The sequence below is a fragment of the Paramagnetospirillum magnetotacticum MS-1 genome, assembly GCF_000829825.1.
In the GTDB taxonomy this organism is placed as follows: domain Bacteria; phylum Pseudomonadota; class Alphaproteobacteria; order Rhodospirillales; family Magnetospirillaceae; genus Phaeospirillum; species Phaeospirillum magnetotacticum.
The window spans coordinates 1211929-1233560 of record NZ_JXSL01000030.1; the positions used below are offsets into that span (position 1 = coordinate 1211929).

At 66.2% G+C, this 21632-nt stretch carries 23 protein-coding genes and 1 riboswitch; of the genes, 10 read left to right on the forward strand and 13 right to left on the reverse strand.

Annotation, left to right across the window (positions count from 1 at the left end; genetic code table 11):
- Positions 1-9 precede the first annotated feature (9 nt).
- Positions 10-1830 (forward strand): translational GTPase TypA, encoded by a 1821-nt coding sequence (gene typA, locus CCC_RS18260; protein ID WP_009870902.1) that lies wholly within the window; start codon positions 10-12, stop codon positions 1828-1830.
- A 47-nt stretch (positions 1831-1877) separates the two neighbouring features.
- Here typA and CCC_RS18265 read toward each other — a convergent pair whose 3' ends face one another.
- Positions 1878-4856 (reverse strand): DUF748 domain-containing protein, encoded by a 2979-nt coding sequence (locus CCC_RS18265; RefSeq protein WP_052473345.1) that lies wholly within the window; start codon positions 4854-4856, stop codon positions 1878-1880.
- Positions 4857-4941: 85 nt separating this feature from the next.
- Here CCC_RS18265 and ccmA point away from each other — a divergent pair, with 85 nt between their 5' ends.
- Entirely contained in the window at positions 4942-5634 is a 693-nt protein-coding gene (gene ccmA / locus CCC_RS18270) for a heme ABC exporter ATP-binding protein CcmA (protein WP_052473347.1), read from the forward strand.
- Positions 5635-5704: 70 nt separating this feature from the next.
- A complete protein-coding gene (ccmB, locus tag CCC_RS18275; RefSeq protein ID WP_009870899.1) occupies positions 5705-6370 on the forward strand; it encodes a heme exporter protein CcmB in 666 nt (221 codons plus the stop codon).
- Here ccmB and ccmI read toward each other — a convergent pair whose 3' ends face one another.
- From ccmI to CCC_RS18320, 9 genes are all read right to left on the reverse strand, one after another.
- Positions 6371-7198, reverse strand: a complete 828-nt coding sequence (gene ccmI, locus CCC_RS18280) for a c-type cytochrome biogenesis protein CcmI (protein WP_009870898.1) — start codon at positions 7196-7198, stop codon at positions 6371-6373.
- Positions 7195-7659, reverse strand: a complete 465-nt coding sequence (locus CCC_RS18285; protein WP_009870897.1) for a cytochrome c-type biogenesis protein — start codon at positions 7657-7659, stop codon at positions 7195-7197. The genes ccmI and CCC_RS18285 overlap by 4 nt, the downstream gene beginning before the upstream one ends.
- Positions 7656-8201, reverse strand: coding sequence for a DsbE family thiol:disulfide interchange protein (locus CCC_RS18290; RefSeq protein ID WP_009870896.1), 546 nt, complete (start codon positions 8199-8201; stop codon positions 7656-7658). Before CCC_RS18290 ends, CCC_RS18285 begins: the two co-directional genes overlap by 4 nt.
- Positions 8202-8216: 15 nt before the next feature.
- Complete coding sequence (locus CCC_RS18295) at positions 8217-10196, reverse strand: heme lyase CcmF/NrfE family subunit (protein WP_009870895.1); 1980 nt, start codon at positions 10194-10196, stop codon at positions 8217-8219.
- 52 nt (positions 10197-10248) lie between these two features.
- A complete protein-coding gene (ccmE, locus tag CCC_RS18300) occupies positions 10249-10689 on the reverse strand; it encodes a cytochrome c maturation protein CcmE (RefSeq protein WP_009870894.1) in 441 nt (146 codons plus the stop codon).
- Entirely contained in the window at positions 10686-10883 is a 198-nt protein-coding gene (gene ccmD, locus CCC_RS18305) for a heme exporter protein CcmD (RefSeq protein WP_236686407.1), read from the reverse strand. The genes ccmE and ccmD overlap by 4 nt, the downstream gene beginning before the upstream one ends.
- Positions 10884-10891: 8 nt before the next feature.
- Positions 10892-11626 carry a heme ABC transporter permease gene (locus CCC_RS18310; protein WP_009870892.1) on the reverse strand — a complete coding sequence of 245 codons (735 nt, stop codon included), beginning with the start codon at positions 11624-11626 and terminating at the stop codon, positions 10892-10894.
- 75 nt (positions 11627-11701) lie between these two features.
- Entirely contained in the window at positions 11702-13822 is a 2121-nt protein-coding gene (locus tag CCC_RS18315) for a xanthine dehydrogenase family protein molybdopterin-binding subunit (RefSeq protein ID WP_009870891.1), read from the reverse strand.
- On the reverse strand, positions 13819-14283 hold the full coding sequence (locus tag CCC_RS18320) for a (2Fe-2S)-binding protein (protein WP_009870890.1): 465 nt from the start codon (positions 14281-14283) through the stop codon (positions 13819-13821). Before CCC_RS18320 ends, CCC_RS18315 begins: the two co-directional genes overlap by 4 nt.
- A 136-nt stretch (positions 14284-14419) precedes the next feature.
- Between CCC_RS18320 and CCC_RS18325 the strand changes: the two genes are divergently transcribed.
- Positions 14420-15088 carry a lipid-binding SYLF domain-containing protein gene (locus CCC_RS18325; protein WP_041042274.1) on the forward strand — a complete coding sequence of 223 codons (669 nt, stop codon included), beginning with the start codon at positions 14420-14422 and terminating at the stop codon, positions 15086-15088.
- On the opposite strand, the gene CCC_RS18330 is transcribed toward CCC_RS18325, so the two are convergent.
- The 3 genes from CCC_RS18330 to CCC_RS18340 form a co-directional block, all read right to left on the reverse strand.
- A complete protein-coding gene (locus tag CCC_RS18330; RefSeq protein ID WP_009870888.1) occupies positions 15089-15418 on the reverse strand; it encodes an EMC3/TMCO1 family protein in 330 nt (109 codons plus the stop codon).
- A gap of 77 nt (positions 15419-15495) precedes the next feature.
- A complete protein-coding gene (locus CCC_RS18335) occupies positions 15496-17112 on the reverse strand; it encodes a stimulus-sensing domain-containing protein (protein WP_009870887.1) in 1617 nt (538 codons plus the stop codon).
- Positions 17102-17797: a response regulator transcription factor gene (locus tag CCC_RS18340; protein WP_009870886.1), complete on the reverse strand. Its 696-nt coding sequence runs from the start codon at positions 17795-17797 to the stop codon at positions 17102-17104. The genes CCC_RS18335 and CCC_RS18340 overlap by 11 nt, the downstream gene beginning before the upstream one ends.
- 104 nt (positions 17798-17901) lie before the next feature.
- A riboswitch (cobalamin riboswitch) is annotated at positions 17902-18128 on the forward strand.
- Between the two features lie 90 nt (positions 18129-18218).
- Here CCC_RS18340 and CCC_RS18345 point away from each other — a divergent pair.
- The 6 genes from CCC_RS18345 (at position 18219) to CCC_RS18370 (ending at position 21591) form a co-directional block, all read left to right on the forward strand.
- Complete coding sequence (locus CCC_RS18345) at positions 18219-18869, forward strand: energy-coupling factor ABC transporter permease (RefSeq protein WP_009870885.1); 651 nt, start codon at positions 18219-18221, stop codon at positions 18867-18869.
- The gene (locus CCC_RS18350) at positions 18866-19138 is read left to right on the forward strand and encodes an energy-coupling factor ABC transporter substrate-binding protein (protein WP_009870884.1); all 273 of its coding nucleotides are present in this window, start codon (positions 18866-18868) and stop codon (positions 19136-19138) included. Before CCC_RS18345 ends, CCC_RS18350 begins: the two co-directional genes overlap by 4 nt.
- Positions 19139-19259: 121 nt before the next feature.
- On the forward strand, positions 19260-19994 hold the full coding sequence (gene cbiQ, locus CCC_RS18355) for a cobalt ECF transporter T component CbiQ (RefSeq protein WP_009870883.1): 735 nt from the start codon (positions 19260-19262) through the stop codon (positions 19992-19994).
- Positions 19982-20788, forward strand: a complete 807-nt coding sequence (locus tag CCC_RS18360; RefSeq protein ID WP_009870882.1) for an energy-coupling factor ABC transporter ATP-binding protein — start codon at positions 19982-19984, stop codon at positions 20786-20788. The genes cbiQ and CCC_RS18360 overlap by 13 nt, the downstream gene beginning before the upstream one ends.
- Positions 20785-21219 (forward strand): rhodanese-like domain-containing protein, encoded by a 435-nt coding sequence (locus CCC_RS18365; protein WP_009870881.1) that lies wholly within the window; start codon positions 20785-20787, stop codon positions 21217-21219. Before CCC_RS18360 ends, CCC_RS18365 begins: the two co-directional genes overlap by 4 nt.
- Before the next feature lie 108 nt (positions 21220-21327).
- Positions 21328-21591, forward strand: a complete 264-nt coding sequence (locus tag CCC_RS18370) for a hypothetical protein (protein WP_041042276.1) — start codon at positions 21328-21330, stop codon at positions 21589-21591.
- Positions 21592-21632: the final 41 nt, after the last annotated feature.

Sequence of the window (21632 nt, forward strand, 5' to 3'; positions counted from 1 at the left end):
ACGAGTCCCATGGAACTGCGCAACATCGCTATTATCGCCCACGTCGACCACGGCAAGACCACTTTGGTGGATGCCATGCTGCGGCAATCCGGAACCTTCCGCGAAAATCAGCAGGTGGCTGAACGCGTGATGGATTCCAACGATCTGGAAAAAGAACGCGGCATCACCATTCTGGCCAAGTGCACCTCGGTCGAGTGGAAGGGCGTGCGCATCAATATCGTCGACACCCCCGGCCACGCCGATTTCGGCGGCGAGGTGGAGCGCATCTTGTCCATGGTGGACGGCGTCGTGGTTCTGGTGGACGCGGCCGAGGGCCCCATGCCCCAGACCAAGTTCGTCACCGGCAAGGCGCTGGGCCTGGGTCTGCGCCCCATCGTGGTGGTCAACAAGGTGGATCGCGGCGACGCGCGGCCCCATGAAGTGCACGACGAATGCTTCGACCTGTTCGCCGCCCTGGATGCCGATGACGATCAGCTGGACTTCCCCACTCTGTTCGCCGTGGGCCGTGACGGCTGGGCCGACGATTCGTTGGAGGGTCCGCGCAAGGATCTGGCCGCGCTGTTCGACCTGATCGTCGCCCATGTGCCGCCGCCCAAGCGCGACCTGGACGCTCCGTTCTCCATGCTGGCCACCACGCTGGAAGCCGATCCCTATCTGGGCCGCGTTCTGACGGGCCGCATCTATTCCGGTACCGCCAAGCTGAACATGCAGGTCAAGGGCCTGTCCCATGACGGCAAGGTGCTGGAACAGTTCCGCCTGTCCAAGCTGCTGGCCTTCCGTGGCATCGAGCGCATTCCGGTGGAAAGCGCCGAGGCGGGCGACATCATCGCCATCGCTGGCATGACCAAGCCCACCGTGGCCGACACCATCTGCGTGCCCGAGGTCACCGAGCCCTTGAAGGCCAATCCCATCGATCCGCCGACGCTGGCCATGACCTTCTCGGTCAATGACAGCCCGCTGGCGGGCCAGGAAGGCGACAAGGTCACGTCGCGCATGATCGGTGCCCGTCTGGCCCGTGAAGCCGAGTCCAACGTCGCCATCCATATCCGCGAGACCGCTGGCAAGGACGCTTTCGAGGTGTCGGGCCGTGGCGAGCTTCAGTTGGGCGTGCTCATCGAGCAGATGCGCCGCGAGGGCTTTGAACTCTCCATCTCGCGTCCCCGCGTTTTGTTCCAGACCGACGAACACGGCAAGCGCCTCGAGCCCATCGAGGAAGTGTTCATCGACGTGGACGACGAATATTCCGGCGTCGTGGTCGAGAAGATGAGCCTCAGGAAGGCTGAACTCACCGGCATGCGTCCCTCGGGCGGCGGCAAGACCCGCGTCACCTTCCTGGCGCCCGCCCGCGGCCTGATCGGCTATCACGGCGAATTCCTCACCGATACGCGCGGCACCGGCCTGATGAACCGTATGTTCCATGGCTATGCCCCCTACAAGGGCGCCATCGAGGGCCGCCGCAACGGCGTTCTGATCTCCAATGGTCAGGGCGATGCGGTCACCTATGCCCTGTGGAACCTGGAAGATCGCGGCTCCATGTTCATCACCGGCAACGTCAAGATCTACGAGGGCATGATCATCGGCGAACACAACCGCCCCAATGATCTCGAGGTCAATGCCCTCAAGGCCAAGCAGCTCACCAATATCCGCGCCGCTGGCAAGGACGAGGCGGTCAAGCTGACCCCGCCGCGCAAGATGAGCCTGGAACAGGCCATCGCCTATATCGAGGACGATGAACTGGTGGAAGTGACGCCCAAGTCCATCCGCTTGCGCAAGCGCCTGCTCGATCCCAACGAGCGCAAGAAGGCCGACCGCGCCGCCAAGAACGACTAAACGAAAAGGGCGACCCTCGGGTCGCCCTTCTTGTTTGTGGGTGTACCTTACAGCAGCAACTCGACCCTCGGCCCCTTCTCGGCCGTTTCCACCATGGGGCGGCAGCCGAACAGGCGGCCGGGGTCCACGCCGCCCTTGTCGGCCAGGAAGTCGCGCACCGCGTTGGTGCGGCGCTGGGCCAGGGCGGAGAGCAGGTTGTGGTCGGGCGGGCCGTAGAAATCGGCAGGGCGTTCGAAGCCGACCAAAGATTCCAGCTTGGACAGCAGCGGCTTGTCGGCGCTGCGGCGCTTGGCGGCCACCACGGGCCAGTCGCTGTCATCGGCCTTGCCGCATAAGGTGAGCTTGAGCCCGGCGCGGGCTTTGACCAGTTCGGCGACGCTTCCCAGGGTTTTCTCCTGTTCGCCAGAGAGCGTGTCGGCGCCGGGGGCGAAGCTGAGCGGCGGCAGGGCCAGACGGGACTGGTCGTCGGCATCCATGGCCAGTTCGATCAGGGCCGCCACCGGGAAGGCCAGCTTCAATGTGGTGAAAAGGGTGGATTTGAGCGCACCCCCCACCGCCTGGGCCACCGCGTCGCTGATATCCACATCGGGATTGGCGGTGTCGCCCCGGATGGGCAGGGACAGGTGGATGAGGTCGTCGCCATCGCGCAGCAGGTCGAGGACGGTGGCGATGGGCATGTCCACCTTGCCCGGCTTGGGCGGAACATTGGGGTCGGGCGGCGCGATGAACAGATTGGACAGCGCCACGTCCAGGGCGCCTGACAGTTTGCCCTTGTCGATGCCGATACCCAGCGTGCCGTCGAAATGCCCCGATTGCAGATTGACCCCCAGGGCCTCGGCCAGATAAGGCGACAGCGGCGGCAGTTCAAAGGCGGTGATCTTGCCGTCGATGCGGCCGGAAATCTTTTCGGCGAAGGGACGGATACTGCCCGAGGCGACGATCAGGCCGCGCCCGGCCCCGGCCTTGATCTCGAAGGGGGAATCGCGGTCGGGGGTTTCGCTGTCCAGATTGGCGATGGAAAAATCCAGCGGCGTCACGTCGATGCGCATGGTCTCGCTCATGGTGCGGTCGCGCAGATTGATGCGGCTGTCGCCGCCCACCACCAGACGCCCGATGCGGATATCGGGGGTGTCCTCGTCCTTAGGTTTGGCGGGCTTGGTCTCTTTGGGGGGCTTGTCCTCGGAGATGAAGCCGATGAACCCCTCGGGTGTGCGGTTGATGCGGGCCAGCATTCCGTCGATGCGCGCCTCGTCCACCGAGACATCGCCATCGGTCTCGCGGGCAGCGTGGTCAAGGCGAAGATGCTTGGTCTCCAGGCGCCAGGGATAGCCGGTCTGGCCCTCCTTCCTTAAGGCATTCACGCCCTCGGCATTGAGATGGGCGACCGAGACGCCACCATCGCGGGCCAGTTGCAGCGCTTCCGCATCCACGCGCTCCACGGCGGCCAGATCGCTCTTATGGGCCGCGTCCTGGACCGACAGGCCGTCGATGCGGGCCTTGGACAGGTCCACCTCCACCGCCTTGCCGAACGCCACCTTGCCCTGGGCCTCGGCGGCGCGAAGTGCGGTGCGGATGTCGCCGACGCCCAGGCGCAGCGGCCCCAACACCACCTTGCCCTCGGCCTTGCCCGCCAGATCGGCGGTGTCGAGGTCGAAGCGGCCCGACCAGTCCACGGCCTCGGGCGCTGCGTCATGGCCCGCCACGGCGACGCGGATGGCCGAACCCTTCAGCCCGCCCTGCCAGCCGATCCGGCGGCCGTCCCAGTCGAGGCGATCCATATCCAGGCCCAGCGCGGCGGCGGAACCTTCGCCGCCTTCACCCTTGCCCGCCAGGGTCGCGCCATCGAAGCGGCCGGAAATACTGGCCTTGGCGCCATCCCAATTGAGGGTCTTAAGGTCCAGGGACAGCTTGCCCGCCGAGCCCTTGCCGCCCGGCGCGCTGACCGCCAGAGCTTCCGTGGTGAATTTGACACCCGTCAGCCCGGCCTTGGCGCCGTCCCAGGCCAGGCTGCCCAGATCCAGGTCAAGACGCCCGGCGGTGGCCGACACTCCCGCGGCTTTCACCTCCAAGGCCTCGGTGTGGAGCGTGGAGGCCAGATCGAGATTGGTCCCGTCCCAGGCCAGACGGGCGATCTCCAGGTCCAGCTTCGCGGTCCTGGCGGCGATGAACCCGGTGAGACTGGGTGAATCGAAGGTGACGCGGCCGTTTGTCTTGATGGCCGGTCCCGTGCCAAGCAGCGATCCTTCCGCCGAAAGAGACAGATCGGCCCGTCCGCTCAATTCGGTAAGTCCGCCCCGTGCGGCCAGGACGGTGAAATCAGCCAGGGCCAGACTCTGCACATGGGCGGCGGCGGCAAAGGAGGGTTCGGCGGCGAAGGGGCGCATGGTCCCCGACAGGGCGATGGCGGCGCCGTTCAGGCTGCCCTTGAGGGTGAAGGAAACCGCCCGGCGTGGGTCGAGACTGTTGACGTTCTCCACCAGCAACCGCTCCACGGCGATATCGGCGATGAAATCGCCATCGGTGATGTGCAGGCGGGAATTGGTCAGTTCCAGCCCCGCCACGTCGATACCCCAGGGCGGCGAGGCGGAGGAATCCTTGGCCGAGGGCGGCGTGGCGGCCACGGCCAGGGGCAGGCCGTTGAGGACGAAGCCATCGCCTTCGCGCTTCAGCTCGATATCGATGCCCTCGACCGCGACCCGGTCCAGGACCAGACGGCGGTCCAGCAAAGGACGCCAGCGAAATTTCAGGTCGAAATCCCCGATGCCCAGCGCCTTGCCCAGGGCGGGCTGCGCCAGCATCTTGCGCACTGTCAGCCGGCCGCCGAACAAGGAGATGTCGGTGTCGTCGATACTGACCTCGACCATGCCGAGCGAGCGCAGGGCCTTAGCGACACCCCAGCGGAAGCCCGCCTCGGGCAGAAGGTCCCAGGCGATGGTCAGGACGAGGGCGACGGCACCCGCCGCCGCCATCACCACATGGCGCCGCCGGATCTCATGCCCCCAAAGCATCCTTCCGATCACTCTCATGCTCTCCATGATCGGTCGGCGGCAGGAAAAAACAAGGGGCAATCATCCCTCGTCAAGCGCGTCGATTTTTGCCATGGTGCGGGCCATGAGCGATTCGACCTTCTTGGCAAAGGAACTGGCCTGTGTGCGCGGCGGGCGCGTGGTGTTCGCCGGGCTGGGCTTTAGCCTGACCTCGGGCGGTGCCCTGGTCCTCTTGGGGCCCAACGGCTCGGGCAAGTCCTCGCTGCTGCGCGTTCTGGCCGGGCTGCTCAAGCCCGCCCATGGCCTGTTGGCCTGGAATGGCCAAGCCCTGGCCGAGGACCCCGAGGCCCATGCGGCGCGCACCCATTATCTCGGCCATCACGACGCGGTGAAGCCAGTGCTGTCGGTGGCCGAGAATTTGCGGTTCTGGGCCCATCTGCATGACCCCCATGCCGAGCGCGCCGGACGCGCCGTGGATTCGGCGCTTTCCCGCTTCGGTCTGGCCCGGCTGGCCAGCATTCCCGGCAAAATGCTGTCGGCGGGACAAAAGCGCCGCACCAATCTGGCCCGCCTGCTGGCGGCGCCCAGCCCGCTCTGGCTGCTGGACGAGCCCACCACCGCCCTGGACAAGGCCTCCATCAAGGTCCTCGAAGACGTGCTGGCCGAGCATCGGGCAAATGGCGGCATGGTGGTGTTGTCCACCCATGCTGATATCAACATGCCCGGCGCCCAGGAACTGCATCTGGACCGCTTTTCGGTGGCCGAGGAATTCGACGAGCCAGCGGCCTTAGCCGATGGCTCGGAGGTGGCGCGTTGAGCGCGCGCGCCTTATGGCGCGGGAGCCAAGCGGGCGGAGGCCCGCGCCCGGCGATTGAGGGGCAAAGAATATGAACCGTTTCCTGGAAGTGGTTCGCCGCGACCTGCGTCTGGCGCTGCGCCAAGGCTCGGACAGCGTCATGGTGGTGACCTTCTTCGTGCTGACCGTGGTGCTGTTTCCCTTCGGCATCGGGCCGGAAGCCAATGTGTTGGAGCGTGTCGCGGCGGGCGTACTGATGGTCACCGCGCTGCTGGCCTCCATGCTGTCGCTGGACCGTTTGTTCCAGGCCGATTACGAGGATGGTTCGCTGGAGCTGCTGGTGCTGACGCCCGCGCCCTTGGGCGTGGTGGTGGCCGCCAAGATGCTGGCCCACTGGCTGACCACCGGCTTGCCGCTGATGGTCGCGGCCCCTGTTCTGGCCGTACTGCTGCACATGCACGAGGACGGATTCCTCACCCTGCTGGCCGCCATGGCGCTGGGCACGCCGGTCCTGTCCCTGGTGGGCGGAATCGGCGCTGCGCTGGTGCTGGGGGCAAGGCGGGGCGGCGTGCTGCTGTCGCTTCTGATCCTGCCGCTTTATGTGCCGGTGCTGATTTTCGGGGTGGGCGCCATCGACGCCGCCGTGCAGGGCATGTCGGCCAAGCCCCATTTGCTGATCCTCTCGGCCATGCTGGCCGCCGCCCTGGTGCTGGCACCCTGGGCCAGCGCCGCCGCGCTCAGGCAGGCGCTGGAGTAATCATCCCCCTAAGCGCGCCATGTCCTTTTCCACCTGAGCGCGGGCCGGAGACTCGGCGGGCAGGACCATCAGCAGGCGGTTCCAGCGGGCCTTGGCACGCGCGCTATCGCCCTTCATGGCCGCCGACAGCCCGGTGAAATACAGGGCGTCGGGCTGGTCGGGGGACAGGGCCAGAACCTCTTCCAAGCGGCTGATGGCTTCGTCGGGCAAGGAATCGCCCTCGGCCTCTTCCAGCAGCATGATCGCCAGTTCGAGGCGGGTCTGGGTGTCGGCGGGCAGCAGCGTGACGGCCTTGCGATAGGCCTCCTTGGCCTCCTCCGCCCGGCCCAGCGCCCGGTACGATCGGCCCAGCATGGCCCAGCCCTTGCCGTCGGACGGGTCTTGGCGGAGGCGTTCGGCCAGACGGGTGACCATGGCCTGGATGGTGGCGGCCTTGTCCTGCATCTCGGCAATCTGGGCGGCACGGCCCGCATAGGGGCGATCGGGCAATTCCGGGGCGCCCAGCGGCAGATAAAGCATCACGGCCAAAAGCGGCAGCAGCACGGCGATGAGGATAGGGGCAAGCTTGCCCGACTTGGCGGCGACGGCTCCCTTGTCGCCATCGCTTGCCGCCAGCATGCGACGTTGAATCTCGGTGCGCGCCGCCTCGGCCTGATCCTTGTTCACCAGTCCGCGCTCCACGTCGCGGGCCAGTTCCCCCAACTGGTCCTTGTAGACCATCAGATCATAGTCCGAGCGGTCGGCGGCGGCTAAGGGGGCGGACAGCAGCGGACGCAGCAGCACCATCAGGGCCAAGGCCACCATAGCGGCGAAAACGATCCAGATCACCGCTCGGTCTCCTTCAACAGCTTGTCCAGCCTGCGGCTTTCCTCGGCCGACAGAGGTGGCGGGGGCGGCGCAGCCTTTTCCGCCGGGCGGCGGCGGTAAAAGGCCAGCACCGCCCACAGGGCTCCGGCGAACAGGGCCAGCGGCCCCAGCCACAGGGCCAGCGTGGTGGCCTTGAAGGGGGGCTTCAGTAGGACGTAATCGCCATAGCGATCGACCACGAAGGACTTGACCTGATCATCGCTGTCGCCCTTGGCGATGCGCTCGCGCACGATGACGCGCAGATCCTTGGCCAGATCGGCGTCGGAATCGTCGATGGACTGATTCTGGCAGACCAGGCAGCGCAGATCCTTGCCCAGTTCGCGGGCGCGGTGTTCCTGGGCCGGGTCTTTCAGCATCTCGTCGGGATTGACCGCCAAGGCCGGGGTGGCGAGGACGAAGAGGAGAACGAGAAGCCGCTTCATCCCTGTTTCTCCAACTCGCGGATGATGGGCAGCAGGGTCTTGGCCCAGATCTCCCTGGAAATGGGGCCCACATGCTTGTAGCGGATGATGCCGGCCTTATCGACGATGAAGCTTTCCGGCGCACCTGTGACGCCGAAATCAACGGCGGTACGGCCCGGCGGAGGGTCGATGCCGACGCGCTCGTAAGGATCGCCGTTCTTTTTCAGCCAGGCGGCGCCCAGGACCGGATCATCGCGCCAGTCCACGGCGTGGATGGGCGCGTCGCCGCGCTTCTTGATCTCCATCAGGATGGGATGCTCCTGCACGCAGGAGATGCACCAAGAGCCGTAGATATTGACCAGGGAGACCCGGCCCTTGAGGTTCTCGGTGGCAAGCCCCGATGTGTCGCCGCGCCCCGGCAGGGGGGCAAGGCTCATCTCGGGCACTGGCCTGTTGATGAGAACCGAGGGAATGTCGCGGGGATTGAGCGTCAGCCCCTTGAGGAAGAACAGGGCCAGGATGGCGAAGACCGCGACGGGAAGGACATAGAGGAAGCGGCGCATGATCGTCTCCTCGCCTCAAGCCTTGGCGGCGGATTGGGCGGCCCGCGCTGGCGCGCCAATGCGGTGGCGGCGGTCGGCCAAACTTATCAGCCCGCCCACCACCAGCAGCAACCCTCCGGCCCACAGCCAGGGAATGCAGGGATTGAAGTAAAGCCGGGTCACCCAGCCGCCCTTGTTGGGGTCGGGATCGCCGATCACCACGTAGAGGTCGCCGGTGAAGCCGGACCGGATGGCCGCCGTGGTGGTGGGGCGCGGCGGCTGGCGGTACATGCGCTTTTCCGGGGCCATCAGGCCGATGACCTCGCCCCCCTTGGAAATCTCGAACGTGGCCCTGGACGCGGTGTAATTGGGACCGGGAACCTCCTCGACGCTCTTCAGCGTGATGCCGTAACCGGCCACAATGACCGTCTCGCCCAGCTTCTGGGTCTGGATGCGCTCGGTGGTCCAGGCCGACGAGGCGGTGAGGCCGACGATGAACACCGCCAGGCCGAAATGGGCCAGCACCATGCCCCAGGCCGAATTGGGCAGCTTGGCGGCGCGGGCCAAAGCCTGACTGGGCCGCGCGAACAGGCCGATGCGCTCGGCCAGATCCCACAGGGTTCCGAGTCCCAGCCACACGGCCAGCGCAAAACCGGCGGCGGTCCACCACGGACCGGCGGAACCACCTTGGAGGAACCACACCAGCATGGCCACGCCCAGCGCCAGGGCACCGATGAATTTCAACCGCCCCAGCACCCCGGCCAGATCGCCGCGCTTCCAGTTCATCATGGGCGCGGTGGCCATCACGAGGACCATGGGCGCCATCAGGGGCAGGAACACCGCGTTGAAGAAGGGCGGCCCCACCGAGACCTTGCCCAGATTGAGCGCATCGGCGATCAGGGGGTAAAGCGTGCCCAGCAGAACGGTGGCCGCTCCGGTGGCCATCAGCACGTTGTTGAGGAGAAGCGCGCCTTCGCGCGAGATGGGGGAGAACAATCCGCCCATCTTCATGGAGGGCGCGCGGGCGGCGTACAGGGCCAGCGAACCGCCCACCGCGCCGCACAGCAACAGCAGAATGAAGACGCCCCTGGCCGGATCGGTGGCGAAGGCGTGCACGCTGGTCAGAACGCCCGAACGCACCAGGAAGGTGCCCAGCAGCGACAGGCCGAAGGTGACGATGGCCAGCAGGATGGTCCAGCTTTTCAGCGCGTCGCGCTTTTCCACCACGATGGCGGAATGCAGCAGCGCGGTGCCCGCCAGCCAGGGCATGAAGGAGGCGTTCTCCACCGGGTCCCAGTACCACCAGCCGCCCCAGCCGAGCGTGTAATAGGCCCACCACGAGCCCAGCACGATGCCACAGGTGAGGAACACCCAGGCGGCCAGGGTCCAGGGACGCACCCAGCGGGCCCAGGCGGCGTCGACGCGGCCTTCCAGCAGGGCGGCGATGGCAAACGAGAAGGCCATGGAGAAGCCCACATAGCCCAGATAGAGGAAGGGCGGATGGAAGGCCAGGCCGGGGTCCTGCAGCATGGGATTGAGACCCTGGCCGTTGACCGGTGGCGGCTCGAGACGGGCGAAGGGATTGGAGGTCAGAAGGATGAAGGCCAGGAAGCCCACGGCAATCATGGACTGCACGGCCAGGGCGCGCGATTTGAGGCCCGGCGGCAGATTGCGCCCGAACAGGGTCACCGCGAAACCGAACAGCGACAAAATGGTGATCCACAAGAGCAGCGAGCCCTCGTGATTGCCCCAGACACCCGCCACCTTGTAGAGCATGGGCTTGTCGGTGTGACTATTCTGGGCCACGTTCATGACCGAGAAATCGCTGGTCACATAGGCGTTGGTCAGCGCCCCGAAGGCCAGGGCGATGAACAGGAACTGCAAGGTGGCGGCGGGACCGGACAGGTTCATCCAGGCCATATTGCCGCGCTTTGCCCCGATCAGCGGGACAATCGCCTGCACCAGGGCGACGCACAGAGCCAGCACCAGGGCGAAATGGCCGATCTCGGCGATCATGGATGTGGTCCTTTTCCTCGTCATGCCGGGGCAAGACGCAAACCCAACAACGCTACTTCTTCTTGCCGTCGTTCCACTGGCCGGATTTTTTCAGGGCCTCGGCCACTTCCTTGGGCATGTAGTTCTCGTCGTGCTTGGCCAGCACCTCGGAGGCCTTGAAATGGCCCGCCGCCTCCATGCGGCCTTCCACCACCACGCCCTGGCCTTCGCGGAACAGGTCGGGCAGCACGCCGGTATAGACCACCGGGACGGTGTTGGTCACATCGGTGATCTTGAAGGTCACGGTCTTGCCGTCCTTGATCACGGAATCGTTTTCCACCAGACCGCCGATGCGCATGCGCCGCCCTTCCGGGATGCGCTGGCCGACGATGTCGGTGGGGGAATAGAAATAGACCAGACTGTCCGAGATGGCGGTCAGCACCAGCGCCACGGCGCCGCCCAGCGCCAGCATGCCGAGAAGGACGAAATACAGCCTGCGTTGCTTGCGGGTCACTCTTGGCTCTCCGAGTCACGAGCGCGCCTCGCGCGCCGGGCCTGCTGCAGCACCTCCAACTCGGCCTCGGCCTTGTGGGCCGACGACAGCGAGAGGATCAGCACCAGGGCCAGCACGACGACGCCGACGCCATAGGCGGGCCACACATAGCCGCCATAGCCGCCCATATGCAGCATTGCCTGGAAGGATTCCATGACGTTGGTCACTCCCCTTGGGCCGCGGCGTGGATCTGCGCCATGCGGATGACGCGGATCTTCTGGGACGCGATCTCGGCGCGGCCCCGCAAAATCAGGATGGAGATCCAGTAGGCCTTGAAGCCCACCGCCATCAGCAGCAACGGGATCAGCATGGTCTTGTCGATGGCCGGACCGCCCATCTTCACCACGCTGGCGGGCTGGTGCAGCGTGTTCCACCAATCCACCGACCATTTGATGACGGGGATGTTGACGGCACCCACCAGGGCCAGAATGGCGGCGGCCTTGTGGCCGCGCTCGGGGTCGTCGAAGGCGTTCACCAGGGCCATATAGCCAAGATAAAGGAACAGCAGGATCAGCATGCTGGTCAGCCGCGCGTCCCAGGCCCACCACGTTCCCCACATGGGCTTGCCCCACAAGGATCCGGTCAGCAGGCACAAAAAGGTGAAGGCGGCGCCCACCGGCGCGGTGGCCTTGGCCAGGAGATCGGCCAGGGGATGCTTCCAGATCAGGGCCATGGCCGAGAGCGCCGCCATGGACACATAGCAGAACATGCCCATCCAGGCGGACGGCACGTGCACATACATGATCCGCACGCTGTCGCCCTGCTGGTAATCGGCGGGCGAGCCGAGCAGGGCGAAGTAAAGACCTGCCCCCAGACAGAGGGCGGCGACGGCGTTGGACCAGGGCAGGATCACCTTGGCGAGACGCAGGAAGCGGGCGGGATTGGCGAAGCGATGCATGGCGCCCCTTCTTACCGCCGTTCCCGCCGCTTTTCCAGCGGAGTCGAACGAAGGGACGGTGAACAAAAGTTCATGTCAAACAGCAACACGCTCCCCCATGGGCAACTTCCTGACCCGTTTGCCGGTCGCGGCGAAGATGGCGTTGGCTAGGGCGGGCGCCAGGGGCGGCACGCCGGGCTCGCCCACGCCGGTGGGGGGCGCAACAGACGGCACGATATGAACCTCGACCACCGGCATCTCGTTCATGCGCAGGCAGCGGTAGTCGTGGAAGTTGGACTGTTCGGCCCGGCCGTCCTTCAGCGTGATCTCGCCGAACAGGGCGGCGGACAGGGCGAAGGCGATGCCGCCTTCCATCTGGGCCCTGACGATGTCGGGGGTGACGGCCACGCCGCAATCCACCGCGCACACCACGCGGTCCACCTTGATCTCGCCCTTGGGCCCGATGCTCACCTCCACCACCTGGGCGACGAAGGAGTGGAAGCTTTCATGCACGGCGATGCCTCTGCCTTTGCCAGGCGGCAGCGGGCTGCCCCAACCAGCCTTGGCGGCGGCCAGTTCGAGGACGGCCAGATGGCGGGGCTGGTCGGCCAGCAGGGTGCGGCGAAGCTCCAGCGGGTCCTTGGCGCCCGCCTGGGCCAGTTCGTCCAGGAAGCATTCCGTGGCGAAGGCGGTGTGGCTGGACCCCACCGAGCGCCACCACAGGACCGGCACCGGCACTTTGGGCGAATGCAGGTCCACGGCCAGATGGGGGATGGCGTAGGGAAGATTGGCCGCACCCTCCACCGAGACCGGGTCGATGCCGTCCTTGACCATGGCGGCGAAGGGGCCGCCGTCCAAGATGGACTGGCAGACGATGCGGTGACGCCAGGCCAGGGGCATTCCCTTCTCGTCCAGCGCCGCTTCGAATCCGTGCAGCGCCATGGGGCGGTAATAGCCCCCCGCGATGTCGTCTTCGCGCGTCCACATCAGGCGTACCGGGGCATTGGCCTGCCGGGCCACCTCGACGCCCTCGACGATGTAGTCGGACGCGGGATTGGCGCGCCTGCCGAAACTGCCCCCGGCGGGCAAGGTGTGAATCTCCACCTGATCGGGCTTCAATCCCGCCGCCTTGGCGGCCATGGCCTGGTCATGGGTCTGGAACTGGCAGCCGGTCCAGATCTCGCATTTGGACGGAGTAAGACGCACCACGCAGTTGAGCGGCTCCATGGGCGCATGGGCCAGATAAGGCAGCTCATAGGTGGCGGCAAGGCGCTGCGGGGCGCGTCCCAGGGCGGACTCGGCATCGCCGCGCGCGGCAGCCGGTCGTCCCGCCTTGGCCAGAAGGGCGGTCCAGTCGCGCCGCAAAGACTCGGTGGAGATCTTCTCGGCTGGCTCGGCCCAGCGGACATTCAGGGCTTCGCGGCCCTTGGCCGCCGCCCAGAAGGAACTGGCCGCCACGGCCAGCCCGGAAGAGATGGGAAACACCGCCGCCACCCCCGGCACGGCCAGGGCGGCCCTGCGGTCATAGGATTCGACGCGCGCCCCCCAGACGGGCGGGCGGGCCACCAGGGCGGTCAGCATGCCGGGCAGGCGGATATCGGCACCGTATTGGATGCTGCCGTCGCTTTTGGCGCGGGAATCGGTGCGTTTGATCCCGGTCTTGCCGATCAGGCGGAACTCCGAGGCTGGCTTCAAGGCCGGTGCCTTTGGCGGCGTCAGCTTTGCCGCGGCGGTAACCAGTTCGCCATAGCCGACGCGCCGCCCGCTGGGCATGTGGACCACGCCGCCGTTCAACGCTACGAGCGTGGCGGCATCGACCCGCAGAATTCCAGCCGCCGCCGTGATCAGCATCTCGCGGGCCGCAGCGCCCGCCAGTCGTAACTGCTCCCAGGAATTGGCGGTGGCGGTCGAGCCGCCGGTTCCCTGACTGGGACCCCAGAGCAGATTGTTGTAGCGCTTGGCATCGGCGGGCGCGAAGGCCACGCTGATCTGGGCGGGGTCTACCTCCAATTCCTCGGCCACCAGTACCGGCAGGCCGGTGGCGACGCCCTGGCCCATTTCCAGATGCTTGACCGTCACGGTCACCTTGCCGTCGGTCCCGATGGCGACGAAGGCGTTGATGACCCCATCGCCTGTTTCGCTCTCGGCCCTGGATTCGCCCACGGCCAGAACCAGTCCGGTGCCCATGGCGGTCTTCAGGAAGGTCCGGCGCTTCATGACGCCCCCCGCAGCCGCCTGGCGGCCAGATGGATGGCGGCGCGGATGCGCTGATAGGTGCCGCAGCGGCAGAGATTGCCGCTCATGGCGGCATCGATATCGGCGTCGGAAGGCTTGGGATTGCGGCGCAGCAGGGCGCCCGCGCTGATCAGCTGGCCCGACTGGCAATAGCCGCACTGGGGTACGTCCAATTCGATCCAGGCAGCGCGCAGTTGGGTGGAGACGGCGTCGTCCTGGCCGGTCAGCGTCACGACGCGCCGCCCGCCCACCTCGGACACGGGAAGCTGGCAGGCCCGGACGGGCTCTGAGCCCACCAGGATGGAACAGGCGCCGCACAGGCCCTGGCCGCAGCCATAGCGGACGGCGGTAAGCCCCAACAGGTCGCGCAATACCCAAAGAAGCGGCGTATCGGGGGCGGCATCCACTTTGTGCCGCTCGCCGTTGATGATCAGTGAGAACATCGGCCATCACCTCATCTTCCGCCTCTGGAAGGCTTCCAGGCTTACCCCCAATGGAAGGGGCGGGCAAGTATTAACAAAATCCTAACCACGTTTGTGGTTGGAGTGGTGAAGGCACGGTTTCGCAAGGGAGTCCACGATGCCGAGACTGATCACCATGGTTGTTGCGCTGTTGCTTATGGCGGGTGGCGCCGGGGCGCAGCAGGTCACCGACCAGACCATGATGGTGGGCAAGGCCGTCACCGTGGTGGAGCGGCTGCGCGCCGATCCCAATTTCAGTTCCCAGATGGCCAATCTGCTGGGTCGGGCGCGGGCGGTGCTGGTTGTGCCCGATCTGGTCAAGGGCGGGTTCATCCTGGGCGCCCAATATGGAACGGGCGTGCTGCTGGCGCGCGACGGCTCTGGGCGCTGGAGCGGACCGGCCTTCTACTCCATCGCGGCGGGCAGCGTCGGGCTGCAACTGGGCTTGCAGGATGCCGAGGCGGTCTATGTCATCATGAACGAGGGCGGCCTCAAGGCCGTGGTGGAAAACCAGTTCAAGGCCGGGGCCGAAGCGGGCGTGGCGGTGGCGGTGGTCGGCGCGGGCGCCTCGGCCAACACCACCACCAATGTGGGCGCCGATATCTACGCCTTCTCGCGCGCCGTGGGCCTGTATGGCGGCGCCACCCTGGACGGAGCAGGCATCCTGCCCCGCCATTCGTGGAATGCCGCCTACTACGGCGGCAATCCGACGCCCGAGGACATCTTGTTCAGCCGCAGCGTGGATTCGCGCCAGGCCGACAGGCTGAGGGATATTCTGTCGCGGTGATCAGCGGTCCCGGCGCTCCTCGTGGCGCTCCTTGCGGTCGTCATTAAGGTCCTTGCGATCGTGGCGGCGTTCGCGCTGATCGTCCTTCATCTCCTTGCGGTCCTTACGCAATTCGGCGCGGTCCTTGGCGACGGCGTCCTTGTCGCCAGCCTTTCGGTCTTCGCGCAGCTTCTCGCGGTCCTCACGCATCTCGCGATGGTCCTTGCGGAGTTCGCGATTGTCCCGGTTGATCTCCTGGTGATCCTTGCGAATATCGCCTTGCTGGGCAGATGCAGGCAAAGCGGTCAGCATAGGCAGGGCGGCGATCAGGGCGATCAAGGTCTTGTTCATGACGGTGTACTCCCCAAGAAATCGGTTTTGTTATCTGGCCATGCCATTGCGGCGGAAAAAAGATCGAGGAGTGGCGATCATGGGGCGGCGGGCAGATCGATGATGAAGCGCGCTCCGCCCTCGTCTCGGTTTTCGGCGCGGATGGTGCCGCCATGGGCCTCGATGATCTGTCGCGAGATGGACAGGCCCAGGCCGGAATGGGTTCCGAACTTCTCTCCCTCGGGCCGCTCGGAATAGAAGCGCTCGAAGATGGCGTCCAGCTTGTTGGGCGGGATGCCCGGCCCCTGATCCTCGACAACCAGAGTGATGCGGGCGGCCTCGCGCCGGGCGGCAAGACGGATGAGCCCGCCCTGAGGGCTGAAAGACGCGGCATTGGCGATCAGATTGCGCAGAACCTGGACCAGACGGGATTCGATACCCTGGATGGTCAGGGTGTCGCCTTCGGGCCGCTCGACCGCGAAGGCCAGACCTTGGGCCGCGCAGGTGCCGCGATAGATCTCGGCCAGGGTGTCGAGCATGGCGGCCAGGGCGACGGGTCCGGTTTCTGCCCGGCTCATCTCGGCATCGATGCGCGAGGCATCGGAAATGTCGCTGATCAGCCGGTCCAAGCGCCCCACATCGTCGAGGACGATGGCCATCAGGCGGGCGCGCTTTTCCGGGTCCTCGATACGCGCCGCGGTCTCGACGGCGGAACGCAGCGAGGTCAGCGGGTTCTTGATCTCATGGGCCACATCGGCGGCGAAGGCCTCGATGGCGTCCATGCGCCGCCACAGGGCCTCGGTCATTTCCTTCAAGGCCAGGGACAATTCGCCGATCTCGTCCTTGCGCGATGACAGGTCGGGAATGGCGTGGACGCGGCCCTGGCCGTGACGCACCCGCTCGGCGGCCAGGGCCAGGCGGCGGATGGGCCGGGCGATGGTGCCCGCCATGTAGAGCGACACGCCGATGGTCAGCGCCAGGGAAATGGCGAAGGCTTCCAGGATGGCGACGCGCACCTGGAACAGCGAGCGGGCGATATTGGCGCCGTCGGCGGTGATCAACAGGGCGCCCACCACCTGCTTGTAGCGCTGGACCGGCACGGCCACGGAGAGCATCAAGGTGCCGTTCAGGCGCGAGCGCACCGCCCAGGCGGTTCTTCCTGCCATGGCGCTCATCACTTCCTCGAAATCATCGGCCCGCGCATTGGGGTGTTCGCGGTAGAGCGGCAGGGACTTGTCGCGGGGCATCCAGCGGGCCCAGCGGTCCCATTGACGCGCCAGACGGTCGGTCCATTGCGGCGGCGTGGGTGGTGGCAGTTCCTCGATATAGATGGAGCCTTTGGCGCCGCCTACCACGCGGGAATCGGCGGCCAGTTCGCCCACCGTACCGAACAGGCGGGCGCGGAACTTGGCGGGCTCGGACAGGCGGCGGACCATCTGCTGGGCCATGGCCGGGTTGATCTCGAAGAAGCCCGCATCCTCTTCGAAGACGGCGCCTTCGCCGATGGCGCCCGCCACCATCTCGGCCTGGGTGCCCAGCCCGTCCAGTTCGGCGCGGATCAGGCCCTGTTTGTAGCGGTCGAGATACATCACGCCAGCCACCAGCACGACGGGGGCCAGCAGATTGACCGCCAGGATGCGCCGGGTCAGCGGCGAAGCCAGCAGCCGCCAGCGGGGCAGGCGCCGTCGCGACGGGGTGGCGGCCTCACTCGTCACGATAACGGTAGCCGACGCCGTAAAGGGTTTCGATCTGGGCGAAGTCATCGTCCACTTCGCGGAATTTCTTGCGCAGCCGTTTGATGTGGCTGTCGATGGTGCGGTCGTCCACATAGATGGATTCGCCATAGGCGGCGTCGATCAACTGGTCGCGGTTCTTGACGTGGCCGGGGCGGAGCGCCAGGGATTTGAGCAGCAGGAACTCGGTGACGGTAAGGTCGACGGGCTTGCCCTTCCAGGTGCAGATATGGCGGCCGGGATCAAGCACCAGCAGGCCGCGCACCAGGGTCTCTCCGCCGCCTTCCGCGCCTTCGGCGTTGGCTTCCAGGCGGCGGATCAGGGTGCGGATGCGCTCGATCAGCAGCTTTTGCGAAAAGGGCTTCTTGATGTAGTCGTCGGCGCCCATGCGCAGGCCCAGCAATTCGTCGATCTCGTCATCCTTGGAGGTGAGGAAGATCACCGGAATGGCCGATTGCTTGCGCAGCCGCTGCAGCAGTTCCATGCCGTCCATGCGCGGCATCTTGATATCGAGCACGGCCAGGTCGGCGGGCTGATTGGTCAGGCCGCGCAGGGCCTCGGCCCCGTCGGTATAGGTGCGCACCTTGAAGCCCTCGGCCTCCAGCGCCATCGAGACCGAAGTCAGGATGTTGCGGTCGTCATCGACCAGGGCGATGGTATGGGACACGGCTGAACCCCTTTGCAAGTGACCTGTCATTCCTCGTCGCCATGCTCCTCGGGATGGCATCCGAAGACAAGTCCCGGAATGGATTGCATCCCAATCATGGCGAAATTATAGTGCCGGGTGATGGTTCCCCGCGTCCGCTTAGGGCAAGGGGTGAAAATGGGAACGTGGTGCGGCGCCCGAAAAGGGGGCCAATTCCGCGACTGCCCCCGCAACTGTAGGCGGAGAGGTTCCGGCCGTTAGAGACGCCACTGGCCCTGAAATGGGGCTGGGAAGGCTATGCCGGACCCAACGACCCGCGAGTCAGGAGACCTGCCATCATCGAGAGTCGCTTGCGAGCCTGTTCGGCCGGGGTGTGCCGTCGGGTCAGTTTTCCGTTTCGCGGCGACGAGGAAAGTCTCTCGACGAACGGAGTCCGTTTATCATGCATATCATGGAAGGTTTTCTTCCCGCCGGGCATGCCCTGGCCTGGACCTGCGTGTCCGCCCCCTTCGTGGTGCTGGGCGCCCGCTCGATGAAGCGGATCCTGGCCGAAAGGCCCGAGGCGCGCCTGAATATCGCGGCTTCGGCCGGGTTCACCTTCGTGCTGTCGGCCCTGAAACTGCCCAGCGTCAGCGGTTCGTGCTCGCATCCCACCGGCACGGCCTTGGGCGCCATGCAGTTCGGCCCCGGCATCATGGCGGTGATCGGCGCCATCGTGCTGTTGTTCCAGGCACTGTTGCTGGCCCATGGCGGCCTGTCCACACTGGGCGCCAATATCTTTTCCATGGCCATCGCCGGGCCTTGGGTGGCCTTCGGCGTGTGGAAGCTGGCCGGGCGGCTTGGCGCTCCGGCTGCCCTGGCGGTATTCCTGTCGGCCTTTCTCGGCGATCTTTCCACCTATCTGGTGACGTCGTTCCAGTTGGCCCTGGCTTTCCCCGATGCCCAGAGCGGCTTTGGCGGCGCGTTCGCCAAGTTCGCGGGCATCTTCGCCATCACCCAACTGCCCCTGGCCGTGGCCGAGGGGCTGGTCACCGTGGTGGTGATGAATGCCCTGCAAGCCCGCAACGTTCAGGTGGAAGGAGCCAAGGCATGAGCGCGCGCGCCAATTCCCTGCTGCTGGGTCTGGCGGCGCTGATCATTGCCGCGCCGCTGATCCTCAATCCCACCGGCCAGTTCGGCGGCACCGATGACGCCGCCAGCGAGGTGGTGACCTCCAGCCATCCCGCCTATGAGAAGTGGACCGGGCCGCTGTGGCAGCCCTCCAAGGAGATGGAGGGGTTGCTCTTCGCGCTTCAGGCCGCCTTTGGGGCAGGGCTGCTGGGCTATGTCATCGGGCGTAGGCACGGTCGTTCCGGCAAATGAGCCGCAATGTTGTCATTCCGAGCGGCAGCGAGGAATCTCCGCTTGGACGGGTGATGCCGTACCGGCACCAATGGCCCAGGCGGAGATCCCTCCTCCCGATGGTCGTCGGGATGACAGGCCCATGAGCCTTGCCATCGATCGTTTGTCCCAGTCGGGGCCGTGGCGCGAGCGGGCCTTGGCCGAGAAGGCCGTGCTTGCCTTCGGGCTGCTGGCCCTGGCCCTGGTTCTGCCGCCCTGGCCGGGCGGGGCCCTGGTTCTGGTCGCCGCCTGGGCCTTGGCCCTGGGCGGGGCGCGGATTGCCTTGGTCGATTGGCTGAGGCTCAACGCGATGCCCTTGGGCTTCGTGCTGACCGGCGCCCTGACCCTGGCGGTGGATGTGGATGCCCAGGGTCTGCATCTGGCTGCCGACCAGGGTCTGCGGGCGGTTCAGGTGGTGCTGCGCGCCTCGGCCGCCGTCTCGGCCTTGCTGCTGCTGGCGGCCACCACGCCCGCGCCGGATCTGGTGCGGGGGCTGCGCCGTCTGGGTCTGTCGGCGGAGATTGCCGAGATCATGCTGCTGTCCTGGCATTTCCTGTTCCTGCTGCAAGACCAGGCCGCCGCCATCCACACCGCCCAGGAGGCGCGGCTCGGTTGGTTTGGGCACGGGCGGCAGATCCGGTCCTTAGGAATGCTGATCGCTCAATTGCTGCCGCGCGCCATGGAGCGGGCAAGACGGCTGGAGGTGGGGTTGGCGGCCAGGGGCTTTAACGGCTCCCTGCCCATGATGTCATTCGCCCGTCCGGCCTCGGGCAAGGTTCTGGCCCTGATCGTTGGGGCCGAGATTCTGCTGGCGGGGGTAAGCCTATGGCTGGCCTGATCCTCGAGGCGGTGGGCCTGAACTATTTCTATCCCGGCGGGGTCGCCGCGCTGGCCGGTCTCGACCTTGCCGTGGAGCGGGGGCGGCGTCTGGCGGTGCTGGGGCCCAATGGCGCGGGCAAGACCACCTTGCTGCTGCATCTGAACGGCACGTTGCGGCCTTCGGGCGGAGCCGTCCGCCTTGACGGCGAGGTCATGGGGTATTCGCGCGCCGCGCTCACCGGCTGGCGCAAGCGGGTCGGGCTGGTGCTGCAAGAGCCCGACGACCAGCTGTTCGCCGCCACGGTGGCCGAGGACGTGTCCTTCGGGCCGCTCAATCTTGGCCTGTCCGAGGCCGAGGCCCGGCAAAGGGTGGAGGCGGCGCTCGACGCGCTGGGAATCTCCGATCTGGCAGGGCGGGCCACCCATATGCTGTCCTTCGGCCAGAAAAAGCGCGTCGCCATCGCCGGAGCCCTGGCCATGGAACCCGAGGTGCTGCTGCTGGACGAGCCGCTGGCCGGTCTCGACCATCAGGGCGCCAAGCGCCTTTTGGCGGCGCTGGACGCCCTGGCGCGGGCAGGGACCACCCTGGTCTTTACCACCCATGACGTGGATCTGGCCTATGGCTTTGCCGAGAGGGTGGCGCTGTTTCAAAATGGTGCGGTTATCGCCCAGGGCGAGGCGGGGGCGGTGCTGTCCCAGCGTTCCGGCCTGGCCATGTGCGGACTGGAGCCGCCATTGCTGCTGGAACTGGGGGTGAAAACGCGCGAAGAGGCCCTGGCCCTGGTTGGACGAACGAAGGAAACGGCATTATGACGGCACGTCTGGTTGCCCTGGCCGCGATGATGATTCTGGCCTTTCCTGCCCTGGCGGGAGAGATCAAGACCATCTCGGCGCCCGAGGCCCTGCGGGCCGTGACGGCGGGCGAAGTGGTGCTGGTCGATATCCGTCAGCCCGAGGAATGGAAACAGACCGGGGTGCCGGACGGCGCCCGGCTCATTCCCATGCGCCACCCCGAGGGTGGGGCCGGGTTCGTGCGCGATCTTCTGGCCGCCGCCAAGGGCGACCGCACAGCGCCCATCGCTCTGATCTGCCGCACTGGCAACCGCTCGGGCAGCACGGCCAGGGCTCTGTCGGATGCGGGCTTCACCCATATCCTCGATGTTTCGGAAGGAATGGCGGGATCGGGAGCCGGTCCGGGCTGGATCAAGCGCGATCTGCCCATGGTCCGCTGTCCGGTCTGTTGACCAAATTCATACAAACTCGACTCGCCGAATGTTTAGGCTTGGTCTAACCTGAGTCCACGGCTGCCCGGCCGATTGGTCGGATCTGGGGGCTCGATTAGGGAGAAAACCATGAAGTTTACGATCGGTGCGGCCTGTATGGCTCTGTCCCTTCTGGTCAGCGGCGCTGCTTTCGCCGGGGCCGACGACACCAAGTGGGTCGCCAAGTGCGTCAGCGACAATTCCGACGCCAAGGTTTCCGTCGAGATCGTCGCCAAGTACTGCACCTGCATGAACAACAAGATGGACGACAACGAGACCCAGTCCATCAGCACCTGGGAAAAGACCCACAAGGCCGAGATGAATGCTTGCGAGAAGGAAGCCGGCTGGAAGTAAGCCGCGCTTGTCCCGGGCGGGGTTTCGGCCCCGCCCGGGGG

Coding starts and splice junctions, on each gene's coding strand:
- cbiQ (WP_009870883.1), top strand. CDS start 19,260: ATGAGCCTTGCCATCGATCGTTTGTCCCAGTCGGGGCCGTGGCGCGAG.
- CCC_RS18295 (WP_009870895.1), bottom strand. CDS start 10,196: ATGATCGCCGAGATCGGCCATTTCGCCCTGGTGCTGGCTCTGTGCGTC.
- CCC_RS18370 (WP_041042276.1), top strand. CDS start 21,328: ATGAAGTTTACGATCGGTGCGGCCTGTATGGCTCTGTCCCTTCTGGTC.
- CCC_RS18320 (WP_009870890.1), bottom strand. CDS start 14,283: ATGTTCTCACTGATCATCAACGGCGAGCGGCACAAAGTGGATGCCGCC.
- CCC_RS18285 (WP_009870897.1), bottom strand. CDS start 7,659: ATGAAGCGGCTTCTCGTTCTCCTCTTCGTCCTCGCCACCCCGGCCTTG.
- CCC_RS18330 (WP_009870888.1), bottom strand. CDS start 15,418: ATGAACAAGACCTTGATCGCCCTGATCGCCGCCCTGCCTATGCTGACC.
- ccmB (WP_009870899.1), top strand. CDS start 5,705: ATGAACCGTTTCCTGGAAGTGGTTCGCCGCGACCTGCGTCTGGCGCTG.
- CCC_RS18350 (WP_009870884.1), top strand. CDS start 18,866: ATGAGCGCGCGCGCCAATTCCCTGCTGCTGGGTCTGGCGGCGCTGATC.
- CCC_RS18315 (WP_009870891.1), bottom strand. CDS start 13,822: ATGAAGCGCCGGACCTTCCTGAAGACCGCCATGGGCACCGGACTGGTT.
- ccmA (WP_052473347.1), top strand. CDS start 4,942: ATGAGCGATTCGACCTTCTTGGCAAAGGAACTGGCCTGTGTGCGCGGC.
- CCC_RS18310 (WP_009870892.1), bottom strand. CDS start 11,626: ATGCATCGCTTCGCCAATCCCGCCCGCTTCCTGCGTCTCGCCAAGGTG.
- CCC_RS18265 (WP_052473345.1), bottom strand. CDS start 4,856: ATGAGAGTGATCGGAAGGATGCTTTGGGGGCATGAGATCCGGCGGCGC.
- CCC_RS18365 (WP_009870881.1), top strand. CDS start 20,785: ATGACGGCACGTCTGGTTGCCCTGGCCGCGATGATGATTCTGGCCTTT.
- CCC_RS18360 (WP_009870882.1), top strand. CDS start 19,982: ATGGCTGGCCTGATCCTCGAGGCGGTGGGCCTGAACTATTTCTATCCC.
- CCC_RS18290 (WP_009870896.1), bottom strand. CDS start 8,201: ATGCGCCGCTTCCTCTATGTCCTTCCCGTCGCGGTCTTCGCCATCCTG.
- CCC_RS18345 (WP_009870885.1), top strand. CDS start 18,219: ATGCATATCATGGAAGGTTTTCTTCCCGCCGGGCATGCCCTGGCCTGG.
- ccmD (WP_236686407.1), bottom strand. CDS start 10,883: ATGGAATCCTTCCAGGCAATGCTGCATATGGGCGGCTATGGCGGCTAT.
- typA (WP_009870902.1), top strand. CDS start 10: ATGGAACTGCGCAACATCGCTATTATCGCCCACGTCGACCACGGCAAG.
- CCC_RS18325 (WP_041042274.1), top strand. CDS start 14,420: ATGCCGAGACTGATCACCATGGTTGTTGCGCTGTTGCTTATGGCGGGT.